The sequence below is a fragment of the Azospirillum sp. B2RO_4 genome, from assembly GCF_051124815.1.
In the GTDB taxonomy this organism is placed as follows: Bacteria; Pseudomonadota; Alphaproteobacteria; order Azospirillales; family Azospirillaceae; genus Azospirillum.
Window position 1 is genome coordinate 124899 of record NZ_CP118487.1, and the last position, 12699, is coordinate 137597.

General features: G+C 67.2%; 12 protein-coding genes. All 12 read left to right on the top strand.

Annotated features, from left to right (window positions below; translation table 11 throughout):
- Positions 1-35: 35 nt before the first annotated feature.
- The 12 genes from PWS46_RS18240 (at position 36) to PWS46_RS18295 (ending at position 12473) form a co-directional block, all read left to right on the top strand.
- Positions 36-881, top strand: coding sequence for a D-amino acid aminotransferase (locus PWS46_RS18240; RefSeq protein ID WP_434622798.1), 846 nt, complete (start codon positions 36-38; stop codon positions 879-881).
- Positions 878-2803: an ABC transporter ATP-binding protein gene (locus PWS46_RS18245; protein ID WP_434622800.1), complete on the top strand. Its 1926-nt coding sequence runs from the start codon at positions 878-880 to the stop codon at positions 2801-2803. Before PWS46_RS18240 ends, PWS46_RS18245 begins: the two co-directional genes overlap by 4 nt.
- A gap of 23 nt (positions 2804-2826) precedes the next feature.
- Positions 2827-4359, top strand: a complete 1533-nt coding sequence (locus PWS46_RS18250; RefSeq protein WP_434622802.1) for a glutathione ABC transporter substrate-binding protein — start codon at positions 2827-2829, stop codon at positions 4357-4359.
- A 290-nt stretch (positions 4360-4649) separates the two neighbouring features.
- Positions 4650-5570: a glutathione ABC transporter permease GsiC gene (gsiC, locus tag PWS46_RS18255; protein ID WP_434622804.1), complete on the top strand. Its 921-nt coding sequence runs from the start codon at positions 4650-4652 to the stop codon at positions 5568-5570.
- Entirely contained in the window at positions 5567-6451 is an 885-nt protein-coding gene (locus PWS46_RS18260) for an ABC transporter permease subunit (RefSeq protein WP_434622806.1), read from the top strand. The genes gsiC and PWS46_RS18260 overlap by 4 nt, the downstream gene beginning before the upstream one ends.
- Positions 6426-7505 (top strand): P1 family peptidase, encoded by a 1080-nt coding sequence (locus PWS46_RS18265; RefSeq protein ID WP_434622808.1) that lies wholly within the window; start codon positions 6426-6428, stop codon positions 7503-7505. The genes PWS46_RS18260 and PWS46_RS18265 overlap by 26 nt, the downstream gene beginning before the upstream one ends.
- Positions 7502-8335: a M55 family metallopeptidase gene (locus PWS46_RS18270; protein WP_434622810.1), complete on the top strand. Its 834-nt coding sequence runs from the start codon at positions 7502-7504 to the stop codon at positions 8333-8335. Before PWS46_RS18265 ends, PWS46_RS18270 begins: the two co-directional genes overlap by 4 nt.
- Positions 8336-8346: 11 nt before the next feature.
- Complete coding sequence (locus tag PWS46_RS18275) at positions 8347-9306, top strand: isoaspartyl peptidase/L-asparaginase family protein (protein ID WP_434622813.1); 960 nt, start codon at positions 8347-8349, stop codon at positions 9304-9306.
- Between the two features lie 128 nt (positions 9307-9434).
- The gene (locus tag PWS46_RS18280) at positions 9435-10385 is read left to right on the top strand and encodes a zinc-dependent alcohol dehydrogenase family protein (RefSeq protein ID WP_434622815.1); all 951 of its coding nucleotides are present in this window, start codon (positions 9435-9437) and stop codon (positions 10383-10385) included.
- Between the two features lie 33 nt (positions 10386-10418).
- A complete protein-coding gene (locus PWS46_RS18285; RefSeq protein WP_434622817.1) occupies positions 10419-10853 on the top strand; it encodes a CopD family protein in 435 nt (144 codons plus the stop codon).
- Positions 10854-10903: 50 nt separating this feature from the next.
- On the top strand, positions 10904-11383 hold the full coding sequence (locus tag PWS46_RS18290; protein WP_434622819.1) for a VOC family protein: 480 nt from the start codon (positions 10904-10906) through the stop codon (positions 11381-11383).
- Between the two features lie 301 nt (positions 11384-11684).
- Positions 11685-12473 (top strand): hypothetical protein, encoded by a 789-nt coding sequence (locus PWS46_RS18295; protein ID WP_434622821.1) that lies wholly within the window; start codon positions 11685-11687, stop codon positions 12471-12473.
- Positions 12474-12699 lie beyond the last annotated feature (226 nt).

The window sequence follows — 12699 nt, forward strand, 5'->3', positions numbered from 1 at the left end:
ACTTCCCCTCCACGCGCCAACGAAGCTGGAAAGCGATGACGATCTCCTATTGGAACGGGCGTTACCTGCCGCTGGACGAGGTCCATGTGTCGCCGCTGGACCGCGGTTTCCTGTTCGCCGACGGCCTCTATGAGGTGACCGCCGCCTATAATGGCCGCCTGTTCGAGCCGGAGGCGCACGTCGCCCGCCTGCAGCGCGGCATGGCCGAGCTGCGCATCGACTGCGCCCTGTCGGCCGGCGACTGGTTGGACATCATGGAGCGGCTGGCGGCGGAGTCCGGCATCGACGGCGACCTGACCGTCTACCTGCAGGTCACCCGCGGCGCAGCATCCAGCCGCGGCCATGCCTTCCCGGCCGGCGTCACCCCGTCGGTGTTCGGCATGGCGAGCCCGTTGAAGCGCCCGCCCGCGGCGTGGCGCGACCAGGGTGTCGCCGCCATCACCATCCCCGACATCCGCTGGGGCCGCTGCGACCTGAAGACGGTGGCGCTGCTCGGCAGCGTGCTGGCGCAGCAGGCGGCGACCGACGCCGGCGTGGTCGATGCGCTGCAACTGCGCGACGGCATGGTGACCGAGGGCGCCGCCACCAACATCTTCGTGGTCAAGGACGGCGTCATCGCCACGCCGGTCAAGGACAACCGCATTCTGGAGGGCATCACCCGCATCGTCGTCCTGCGGCTGGCCGCCGAGGCCGGGCTGCGGCTGGAGGAGCGCGACATCCCGGCGGCGGAGCTTGAGGCCGCCGACGAGATCTGGATCGCCAGCACCACCAAGGAAATTACCCCCGTCACCAGTCTGAACGGCAAGCCGGTCGGCAGCGGCGCGCCGGGCATGGTCTGGCGCCGCATCTTCGCGCTGTTCGCCGAGAAGCTGGGCCGATGAGCGGCGCCGCTGCCGTGAAAGCGGTCGACACCGCCCCGGCCCTGCTGTCGGTGCCCCTGCTGTCCGTAGAGGGGCTGAGCGTCGCCTTCGACGGCGAGCATGGTCCCGTGCGCGTGGTCGACGATGTCAGCTTCACCGTGGCGCCGGGCGAGACGGTCGCCATCGTCGGCGAGTCCGGCTCCGGCAAGTCGGTGACCTCGCTGTCGCTGATGCGGCTGGTCGACTATGCCGGCGGCCGCATCGTCGGCGGGCGCATCCGCTTCAAGGGCCGTGACGGGCGGGAACGCGACCTTGCCGGCCCACCGGCCGAGGCGCTGACCGACATGCGCGGCAACGACATCGCCATGGTCTTCCAGGAGCCGATGACGTCGCTGAACCCGGTCTTCACCATCGGCGACCAGATCGCCGAGGCGGTGATGCTGCACCAGGGTCTCGACCGCAAGGCGGCGCGGGCCGAAGCGTTGCGCATGTTGGAGAAGGTGCGCATTCCCGAGCCGGCCCGGCTGCTCGACCGCCATCCGCACCAGCTGTCGGGCGGCATGCGCCAGCGCGTGATGATCGCCATGGCGCTGTCCTGCCGGCCGTCGCTGCTGATCGCCGACGAGCCGACCACGGCGCTGGACGTCACAATCCAGGCGCAGATTCTGCGTCTGATCCGCCTGCTGCAGGACGAGATGGGGATGGGCGTCATCTTCATCACCCACGACATGGGCGTGGTGGCGGAGGTGGCCGACCGGGTCGTCGTGATGTGGCGTGGCCGCAAGGTGGAGGAAGGGCCTGTCGAGCGCATCTTCCAGGCGCCGCAGCACCCCTACACCAAGGCGCTGCTGTCCGCCGTGCCGAAGCTTGGTGCGTTGCGCGGCCAGGATCTGCCGATCCGCTTTCCACTGCTCGTGGTGGACGACGCCAAGGCGGACGCCGCGCCGCCGGCCCCGCCGGTGCAGGACACCGTGCGCGCAGCCGACGCGCCGCTTCTGGAGGTGCGCGACCTCACCACCCGCTTCGACGTGCGCAAGGGCATCTTCGGATCGCTGAAGGCCCGCGTCCATGCGGTGGAGAAGGTCAGCTTCGCCGTCCGTCCGGGCGAGACGCTGGCGCTGGTCGGCGAGTCCGGCTGCGGCAAGTCGACCACCGGCCGCACCATCATGGGGCTGCAGACCGCCACCTCCGGCACCATCCGCTTCGACGGCACCGACACCGCGACGCTGGATTCCAACGGTCAGGCCAAGCTGAAGGAAAAGATCCAGTACATCTTCCAGGATCCCTTCGCCTCGCTGAACCCGCGCATGACCGTCGGCTTCAGCGTCGCCGAGCCGATGCTGGTCCATGACTATGTGCCGACGGCCAAGCCGGGCGTGTCGCGCCGCCGCGCCGTGGAGGAGCGGGTCGCCGAACTGCTGACCCAGGTCGGCCTGAAGCCGGAGCATGCGCGCCGCTATCCGCACGAATTCTCCGGCGGACAGCGCCAGCGCATCTGCATCGCCCGGGCGCTGGCTTGCGACCCCAAGCTGATCATCGCCGACGAGGCGGTGGCTGCGCTCGACGTGTCGATCCAGGCGCAGATCGTCAACCTGCTGATGGAGCTGCAGGCGAAACGCGGCCTGTCCTATCTCTTCATCAGCCATGACATGGCGGTGGTGGAGCGGGTCAGCCACCGTGTCGCGGTGATGTATCTCGGCCAGATCGTCGAACTCGGCCCCCGCCGCGCCGTGTTCGAGAATCCGCAGCACCCCTACACCCGCCGACTGATGGCGGCGGTGCCGATCGCCGATCCCAGCCGCCGCACCCGCGACCTGCGGCTGCTGACCGGCGAAATTCCCAGCCCCATCCGCAACCTCGGCGACGAGCCGCTGGTCCAGCCGCTGGTGCAGGTCGGCGACGGCCATTTCGTCGCGCGTCACGCCGTGGGCGGCGATTTCTGAATCAAAAAACAGGGAGTTCTCACGTGAAGCGTTTTGCTCTTCCCCTGCTGGCCGGCCTGCTCGCCGGCACCGCGCTGGCCGGTCCGGCCTTCGCCGCGAAGGATCTGGTCGTCGGCATTCCCGACAACATCACCACGCTGGACCCGGCCGACATCAACGACACCCTGTCGCAGTCGGCCAGCCGCACGATGATGCAGGGCCTGTTCGGCTTCGACAAGGACATGAAGCTGGTGCCGCTGCTGGCCGAGAGCTTCGAGGTCAACGACACCGCCACCGAATACACCTATCACCTGCGCAAGGGCGTCACCTTCCATGACGGCTCGCCCTTCAACGCCCAGGCGGTGAAGACCAATTTCGACCGGCTGTCCAACCCGGCCAACCGGCTGAAGCGCCAGAGCCTGCTGGCGATGCTGGCCGAGACGGTGGTGGTCGACGACTACACCGTCAAGCTGAAGCTGGCCCAGCCCTTCGGCGCGCTGAACAACAACCTCGCCCATCCCGGCGCCATGATCCACAGCCCGAAGGCGCTGGAGACCTACGGCAAGGAGATCGGCCGCCATCCGGTCGGCACCGGCCCCTACAAGTTCGTCAGCTGGGAAGCGGATACGCTGAAGGTCGAGAAGAACGACCATTACTGGAAGCAGGGCCTGCCGAAGATCGACCACGTCACGCTGAAGAGCGTGCCGGAGAACGGCAGCCGCATCGCCATGCTGCAGACCAACGAGGCGCAGTTCATCTATCCGCTGCCGCCCGAAATGGTGAAGATGGTGGAGGCCAACACCCAGCTGGAGATCATCGACGCCCCGTCGATCATCGCCCGCTATGTGGCGATGAACACCATGAAGAAGCCGTTCAACGACCCGCGCGTCCGTCAGGCGCTGAACTACGCCATCGACAAGAACGCCTACGCCAAGGTGGTCTATCGCGGCCATGCCGGCCCGCTGGATTCGGCGATCCCGTCCAAGCTGGGCTTCCACGTCACCCAGCCGAACCAGTACACCTACGATCTCGCCAAGGCGAAGGCGCTGCTGGCTGAAGCCGGCTATCCGAACGGCTTCGAGGCCGAGATGTTCGGCCGCAACAGCACCAACTTCATCCGCGGCATGCAGTTCGTCCAGCAGCAGCTGTCGCAGATCGGCGTCAAGCTGACCGTCACCCCGCTGGAGGCCGGCGTCGAGACCGCCCGCGTCTGGGGCGTGGAGAAGCCGGAGGACGCCACGGTGCAGATGCAGTATGGCGGCTGGTCGGCCTCGACCGGCGACGCCGACTGGGGCCTGCGCCCGCTGCTGTGGGGCAAGGGCTTCCCGCCGAAGTTCTTCAACGTCGCGTACTATAAGAACGACACGGTCGACGCGGCCATCGAGACCGGCATCGGCACCGCCGACACCGCCAAGCGCGCCGAGGCCTACCGCGTCGCCCAGGAGCAGATCTGGAAGGACGCGCCCTGGATCTTCCTCGGCGTCGAGAACCTGCTGGCCGGCAAGTCGAAGAAGCTGACCGGCTTCTACTATGTCGCCGACGGCGGCCTGCAGATGGAAGAGGCCGATCTGCAGTGATGTGAAAATGCCCTCTCTCCCCCGCTCTCGCGCAAACGAAGTTTGCGCTGACGCGACAGGCGGACCTTTGGTCCGCCGATAGCGGGGAGAGGGAGGGGACCCGCCGCGCAGCGGTGGGGAGGGTGAGGGGGCCGGCGCGCGTTTGCGCGCCGCGAAGGGGCATACTGCCCCTTCGCCATCCCCTGGCACGGGCTCACGCCCGTGCTGCCCCCTCACCCTAACCCTCTCCCCAGGGGGGAGAGGGAACTTTTCATCCGCACCTCCAGGCCCTCCACCAGGACCTCTGCCCCATGCTGAAATATCTCGTCGGCCGTCTCGCCGGCATCCTGCCGGTGCTGCTGGTGATCTCCGTCTTCGTCTTCGGCTTCGTCCATCTGCTGCCGGGCGACCCGGCGCGGCTGGTCGCCGGGCCGGATGCGACCCAGCGCGACGTCGAACTGGTGCGCCAGGATCTCGGCCTCGACCAGCCTCTGTGGGTGCAGTATGGCCGATTCCTCGGCAATGCGGTGCAGGGCGAGTTCGGGCGGTCGATGAAGTCCAAGCGGCCGGTGTCCGAGGAGATCGGCGAACGCTTTATGCCGACCCTCTACCTCACCGTCGTCGCCATGATCTGGGCGACACTGGCCGGGCTGCTGATCGGCGTGGCGTCGGCGACGAAGCGCGGGCGCTGGCAGGACCATGTCGGCATGGTGGTGGCGGTGTCGGGCATCGCCTTCCCCTCCTTCTGGCTCGGCCTGCTGATGATCGACCTGTTCTCGGTCAAGCTCGGCTGGCTGCCGACCAGCGGATACGGGACGTGGCAGCATTTCGTCATGCCGTCGCTGACGCTCGGCCTCGGCGTCGCCGCGGTGATGGCGCGCTTCACCCGCTCCGCCTTCATCGAGATCGCGCGCGAGGATTACGTCCGCACCGCGCGGGCCAAGGGCGTCCCGGCCCGGCTGGTGGTGTGGAAGCACACGCTGCGCAACGCGCTGATCCCGATCATCACCATGGTCGGCCTGCAGTTCGGCTTCCTGCTCGGCGGGTCGATCGTGGTGGAGACGGTGTTCTCCTGGCCGGGGCTGGGCCGGCTGCTGGTGGATAGCGTCAATTACCGCGACTACACCGTCATCCAGGCGGAGATCCTGCTGTTCTCGCTGGAGTTCATCATCATCAACCTGCTGGTCGATGTGCTGTACGCCTTCGCCAACCCCGAGATTCGCTACTCATGACCACGACCGACGCAACCGCCGTGGCTGTGAGCCACGAAGCCGTCCGCTCCCCGCTGCGCGAGTTCTGGCGCAAGTTCCGGCGCAACCGCACAGCCATGGCCGCCGGCATCTGCCTGGCAGCGCTGGCGCTGGCCGCGGCGGCGGCGCCCTGGATCGCGCCGTTCGATCCGGCGGCCTTCGACTACGACCGCATCCTGGAAGGCCCGTCGCCCGACCATTGGGCCGGCACCGACGCCTATGGCCGCGACATCTTCAGCCGCATCCTGTGGGGCGCGCGCATCTCGCTGTCGGTCGGGCTGCTGTCGGTGCTGCTGGGCGGGGCGGCCGGTGTCGCGCTTGGGCTGATCGCCGGCTTCCGCGGCGGCTGGATCGACAGCCTCATCATGCGCATCTGCGACGTGCTGCTGGCCTTCCCCGGCATCCTGCTCGCCATCGGCATCGTCGCCATCCTTGGGCCGGGCATCGAGAACGTCATCTATGCGGTGGCGATCTTCAGCGTGCCGGTCTTCGCCCGCCTCGTGCGCGGCAGCACGCTGTCGTTGAAGCGCGCCGTCTATGTCGACGCCGCCCGCGCGATCGGCGTGCGCGACCGGCTGCTGATGGTCCGCCACATCCTGCCCGGCACGCTGCCCAGCGTGATCGTCTATGTCTCCATGCGCATCGGCACCTCGATCCTGACGGCGGCGAGCCTCAGCTTCATCGGTCTCGGCGCCCAGCCGCCCAGCCCGGAATGGGGCGCCATGCTGGCCGACGGGCGCAGCTACATCGGCGTCGCCAGCCACGTCACCTTCTATCCCGGTCTCGCCATCTTCCTGACGGTGCTGGCCTTCAACCTGCTCGGCGACGGATTGCGCGATGCCCTCGACCCCAAGCTGCGCTGAGGGCGCGCGGCGGGCGCGGGATCTCGGGCTGGCCTGCGGCCGGCTGAAGACGGGACCGCGCAACGCCATCACCGATGTGCCCGGCCTGCGCGTCGGCCATGTCACGCTGGATGAGGGTGCCATCCAGACCGGCGTCTCCGCCATCCTGCCCCATGCCGGCAACCTCTATCGCGACAAGCCGGTCGCTGCCGCCGAGGTGCTGAACGGCTTCGGCAAGAGCGTCGGGCTGATGCAGGTTGAGGAACTCGGCGCGTTGGAAACCCCGATCCTGCTGACCAATACCCTGTCGGTGGGCACCGCATCCACCGCGCTGGTCCGCCATGCCATCGCCGCCAACCCCGACATCGGCCGCACCACCGCCACCGTCAATCCCGTGGTGATGGAGTGCAACGATGGTCCGCTGAACGACATCCAGGCGCTGGCGGTGACCGAGGCGCATGCCGCCGCCGCTCTTGCCGCCGCTCTGTCCCAGCCGGACGGTGCGGAGGTCGCGGTCGGATCGGTCGGCGCCGGGCGCGGCATGTCCTGCTTCGGTTTCAAGGGCGGCATCGGCACCTCCTCGCGCCGCCTCAAGCTGGACGGCAAGCGCCATCACCTGGGCGTGCTGGTGCTGGCGAATTTCGGCCGGCCGGGGGAACTGCGCCTTTCCGATGGCCGCCGCATCGCCCCGCCGGTGAAGGACGACGCGCCGGAGAAGGGCTCCGTCATCGTCATCGCCGCCACCGACGTGCCGCTCGACCACCGCCAGCTGCGCCGGGTGATCCGCCGCGCCGGGGTCGGGCTGGCGCGGGTGGGATCCTTCTGGGGCCACGGCAGCGGCGACATCGCGCTGGGCTTCACCACCGCCAACCGCATCGACCATGACGAGCGGGCCGACATCGGGACCCTGCGCATGTTGAACGAACGCCGCATCGACGCGCTGTTCGAGGCGATGGCCGACGCGACGCAGGAAGCCGTCCTCGACGCGCTGGCCGCCGCCACGCCGGTGGTCGGCCGCGACGGCGCCACCCGGCCCTGCCTGTCCGACATGCTGATCTCCGGGAGCACAGAGTGAAGATCTACATCTCCGCCGACATCGAAGGGGTGGCCGGCGTCGTCTCCCAGCAGCAGGTGACGCCGGGCAACCCCGAATACGAGCGTGCCCGCCGCCTGATGACCGCCGAGGTCAACGCCGCCATCGAAGGGGCACTCGAAGCCGGGGCGACCGAAATCCTGGTCAACGACAGCCACGGCCCGATGGTCAACCTGCTGCCGGACGAACTGCACCCGGCCGCCGAGCTGATCCTGGGCCGCCCCAAGCCCATCGGCATGTTCGCCGGTCTGGAGCCGGACACGGCGGGCGTGATGTGCGTCGGCTTCCACACCTCGGCCCGGCAATACGGCATCCTCGCCCACACCACCAACAGCTTCGCCTTCGGCCGCGTCCGGGTGAACGGCTTGGAGCTGGGCGAAGCCGGCAATTACGGCGCCTATGCCGGCGAGATCGGCGTCCCGGTGATCCTGTTGAGCGGCGACGACCGCTTCGCCGCCGAGATGGCGCCGCTGTTCCCCGAATCCGAACGCGTGGTGGTGAAGCAGGCGCTCGGCCAGCGCGCCGCCCGCTCGGTGGCGCCGTCGGTCGCCCGCGACCGCATCCGCGAGGCCGCTACCCGCGCCGTTCGCCGGGGCGCCGGCATCCCGCCCTTCCGCGTCCCGCCGCAGACCGATGGCGCGCCCTACCGGCTGGAGATCGAGATGAACAGCCCGGCGCTGGCCGATCTGGCCTCGCTGATCCCGGTGTCCGAGCGCCTCGACCCCGTCACCGTCCGCCTGCCGGCCGCCAGCATGGCCGCCGTGCTGGGCTGGATCAACACCCTGTCGGCCATGTCGGCCACCCTGCGCTGAGACCCGCACCCATGACCCTCTCCCATCCGCAGCCCTTCGCGCTGGCCATCCATGGCGGCGCCGGCACCATCAAGCGCAGCGCCCTGACTCCGGCCCTGACCGAGGGCTATCACGCCGGCCTGCGCCGGGCGCTCGCCGCCGGGCACGAGGTGCTGGCCGACGGCGGCAGCGCGCTGGATGCCGTCACATCCGCCGTGATGGCGCTGGAGGACGAGCCGCTGTTCAACGCCGGCCGCGGCGCCGTCTTCACCGCCGAGGGCGTGCAGGAGATGGACGCCGCCATCATGGACGGCCGCGACCGTGCCGCCGGTGCGGTGGCCGGGCTGTTCGGCCCGCGCAACCCCATCCTGGCCGCCCGTGCGGTGATGGAGCACACGGAACATGTCCTGCTGATCGGCGAGGGCGCGCTGGATCTCTGCCGCCGCCAGGGCTTGGCGATGGAGGAAGCCCCCTATTTTTTCACCCAGCCGCGCTGGGACGCCCTGCAGGCCGAGCTGGAGCGCCGCCGCTCCGGCGCCCCCGACGACGGGGACGAGCAGCGCCGCCACGGCACCGTCGGCGCCGTCGCCCGCGACCGTGACGGCAACCTCGCCGCCGCGACCTCCACCGGCGGCATGACCGCCAAGGCCAAGGGCCGTGTCGGCGACAGCCCGGTGTTCGGCGCCGGCACCTTCGCCGACAACATCACCTGCGCCGTCTCCGCCACCGGCCACGGTGAGCACTTCATCCGCCGCTGCGCTGCCCACGAGATCGACGCCCGCATGCGCTGGGCCGGCCAGAGCCTGGAGCGCGCCGCCGGCGACGTGGTGGACGAGCTGGGCGTGATCGGCGGTTCCGGCGGCCTGATCGCCATCGACCGCGACGGCCGTGTGGCGCTGCCCTTCAACTGCTCCGGCATGTACCGCGGCGCCATCGGCCCGGAGGGGCTGCCGATGACGGCGATCCACCGCGAGGAGTTCCGCATCGGCTGACCCTCCCCCAAGAAGTCCCCTCTCCCCCCCGGGGAGAGGGGGATCCTGTTTCCCCCGCTGGACAGCCGGGGGCCGGCGCCCCACCTTGCTGCTGCCCCAGTGCAACGCCCGGAACGGAGGATGACGGCATGCGTGCGATGGTGATTTCGCGGTTCGGCGGTCCCGACGTGTTCGAACTCCAGGACCGGCCGCGTCCGGTCGCGGGGCCGGGCGAACTGCTGGTGCGGGTGGTGGCGTCGGGCACCAACCCGGTGGACGCCAAGATCCGGCAGGCCGGCAGCTGGGCCGGCATCCCCTTCCCGGCGGTGCTCGGCTATGACGTGTCCGGCGTGGTGGAGGAGGTCGGCCCCGGCGTGACCGGCTTCAAGGCCGGCGACGAGGTGTTCTACACGCCGGAGATCTTCGGCAATCCCAACGGCAGCTATGCCGAGTACACCGTCGCCGCCGCGTCCATCGTCGCGCACAAGCCGCCGGGCCTCAGCCATATCGAGGCGGCGGGCATCCCGCTGGCCGGCGGCACGGCGTGGGAGGCCATCGTCCGCCGTCTGGCGGTGCGGCCGGGCGAGACGGTGCTGATTCATGGCGGGGCCGGCGGAGTCGGCAGCTTCGCCATCCAGTTCGCCAAGACGGCCGGCGCCCGCGTGCTCGCCACCGCCAGCAAGGCCAACCACGAGGCGATGCGCGATCTCGGCGCCGACGTGACGCTCGATTACCGCGACACCGACGTGATGGACCGGATCCTGCGCGAGGCGGGCGGGGCGGGGGTGGACGCCGCCTTCGACACCGCCGGCGGCAATGTGCCGATGAGCACCCAAGTGACCCGCCCCTTCGGCCGCATTGCCACCATCCTGCCGCCGACCGGCGACCTCGACGCACTCTATGTGAAGAATCAGACGCTCTACGGCACCTTTCTGACCCGCGAGGGCGCCCGCCTGCGCGAGATGGCGCCGCTGTTCCAGCGCGGACAGGCCAGGGTGATCGTCGACGAAGTCCTGCCGCTGGAGCAGGTCGGCAAGGCACATGAACGGCTCGATTCCGGCCACGGCCGCGGTAAGATCATCCTCCAACTGGGCGCCTGACGCCCGGACGAGGCATTCGAAAGGGCGGTCGTTGTGTATATCTGGCTGATCGGGCTGCATGTCGCCGCGGTGACGGTGTGGATCGCGGGCATGTCCGTCGCTGCCATCCTGATCAGCGCGCTCGACCCCGCGACCGCCGCCGAGCCGGGACCGGCCCGCGTCCTGCGCGCCGCCTTGCGCTGGGACCGCCGCGTGACCTCCCCGGCGATGGGGCTCGCCTGGATTCTCGGGCCGGCGCTGGTGGTGGTCGGCGGCTGGGGCTTCGAGCCGTGGCTGGTGGCGAAGGTCATCTTCGTCATCGCCCTGTCCGCCCTGCACGGCAAGCTCGCCGCCGGGCTGCGCCGGCTGGCCGAACCGGCGCCTGCGTCCGGTGTCCGCCCGGTTTCCCCGCTGCTGCGCTTTTCCCCGCTGGCGGTGATCGCCGGGGTCATCGCCATCGTCACGCTGGTGGTGGTGAAGCCCTATTGAACAGGGGTATGGTGTCGGACCGGGAGGATTCCAGCGCGAAAGGACACGCCATGGCCGTCGCCAAGACCACGATCTGCCTCTGGTACGACAAGGACGCCGAGTCCGCCGCCCGCTTCTACGCCGAGACCTTCCCCGACAGCGCCGTGCACGCCGTCCACCGCGCCCCCGCCGACTACCCGTCCGGCAAGGCGGGCGACGTCCTGACGGTCGAGTTCACCGTCGCCGGCCTCCCCTGCCTCGGCCTGAACGGCGGCCCGGCCTTCACCCACAGCGAGGCCTTCTCGTTCCAGATCGCCACCGACGACCAGGAGGAGACCGACCGCTATTGGACCGCCATCGTCGGCAACGGCGGCCAGGAGAGCGCCTGCGGCTGGTGCAAGGACCGCTGGGGCATCTCCTGGCAGATCACGCCGCGCGTGCTGACCGATGCGCTGGCGGCAGGTGGGGAGGAGGCCAAGCGCGCGTTCGAGGCGATGATGGGGATGACGAAGATCGACGTGGCGGCGATCGAGGCGGCGCGGCGGGGGTGAGGGAACCGCTCAACCCTTGAGATTTGCGCTTCTATTTCACATCAAAAGAGATGGAGAACCAAAAATTTCCTCAACAAACGACTGCTGTTATATTGCAGCAGCGCGCGACAGGAGGAATGGTTGCATATCCAACGGATAGCACTTATGATCCGGCATACCCGAGAAAGCATATGTCTACATAGATTGCTCGCCTGATGATTCGTGATGTAAGTGGAGTTTAGCCGATATCGACTGCATTGACAGGATTCTTCTAAAAATAATATAGCATATAGAAACTCATTCGAATTAACTGGAGAAAAGTATGCGAACTGATTTTTCAGAGTTCTCATTTGGATACGCACTCACTGAAGAATTCATGTATGCTTTAAGGCCCACTGTGCGAGCGGCTCCAGTATTCCCTTCCTTAATTGAAGAGGGTCAGGATGATGGTGGCTACGATGTAGCTTTCGATTCTCCGGGGCTGCCAGTTAAAATTCAGTTTAAGCGCCCTGATGTAATGCTGACTAGACGATCAAAAGAAATCGCGGATCACGGAATAGGTCTGGCGACACCGTTCTATCGCATGCATATTCGATCTTCTGCCATTTCAAAGCAGCACGATCTTCTTTTGGGGCACGATAACGGATCTTCTGAGGTGTATTATGCATCTCCGTGCTTCCACCAAACAGCAGACTTTGACAGGTACTACGTTACAAGGACAGTAATAGACAATACGCTTTTTATTAGACCACGCGATATTGGCGTGCTGACCGCAGAACCACACCACGTTGCTTATGATAATACCGCATTGGGGTGGCGTTTTTCTGACGAACCGGTTAAAATTGAGCGTATAAAAAAGGGTCGGTCAGTAAGTGATGATTTCATTAAGGGATTAGATAAGGATAATCGCCCTCTTGGCGAGGGGCCATTAAATGAGGCTGTGGCTGATTTGGAGAATATGCTAAGAAAGAATGGCGTCAATCCACAACCACTTCGACCTGAAGCTGTTGCACGCTTAAGAGGTCCAAGAAAAGAACTGTATAGGCTTGCGGAGCTGACAAGAATTCACTTGAACGCACAGCTTTTTATAGTGCAACGAGACGATCTATAGGGAATAAAAAGCATATTTTAAATTGATGAGAGGAAGGAGTGTGTGCGCTTGGAGGTAAGGCCTTATCGGGCGCATCACCGAATCTCAGGGAAGGGGCGCGGCGACGGCGTTCCTGGCTTCCTTCGACGGCAACTTCATGAATGGTGAGGTCTGCATCGACACCCGTCTTGCACAGATGTGAGACGCTTGAAACTTGCAAGTCTGAGCGTTTGAACGCGAGGGCTTC

Bases quoted from the DNA above. Each gene is read 5' to 3' on its own strand.
- PWS46_RS18295 (WP_434622821.1), top strand. From the start codon at position 11,685: ATGCGAACTGATTTTTCAGAGTTCTCATTTGGATACGCACTCACTGAA.
- PWS46_RS18290 (WP_434622819.1), top strand. From the start codon at position 10,904: ATGGCCGTCGCCAAGACCACGATCTGCCTCTGGTACGACAAGGACGCC.
- PWS46_RS18275 (WP_434622813.1), top strand. From the start codon at position 8,347: ATGACCCTCTCCCATCCGCAGCCCTTCGCGCTGGCCATCCATGGCGGC.
- gsiC (WP_434622804.1), top strand. From the start codon at position 4,650: ATGCTGAAATATCTCGTCGGCCGTCTCGCCGGCATCCTGCCGGTGCTG.
- PWS46_RS18245 (WP_434622800.1), top strand. From the start codon at position 878: ATGAGCGGCGCCGCTGCCGTGAAAGCGGTCGACACCGCCCCGGCCCTG.
- PWS46_RS18265 (WP_434622808.1), top strand. From the start codon at position 6,426: ATGCCCTCGACCCCAAGCTGCGCTGAGGGCGCGCGGCGGGCGCGGGAT.
- PWS46_RS18240 (WP_434622798.1), top strand. From the start codon at position 36: ATGACGATCTCCTATTGGAACGGGCGTTACCTGCCGCTGGACGAGGTC.
- PWS46_RS18280 (WP_434622815.1), top strand. From the start codon at position 9,435: ATGCGTGCGATGGTGATTTCGCGGTTCGGCGGTCCCGACGTGTTCGAA.
- PWS46_RS18260 (WP_434622806.1), top strand. From the start codon at position 5,567: ATGACCACGACCGACGCAACCGCCGTGGCTGTGAGCCACGAAGCCGTC.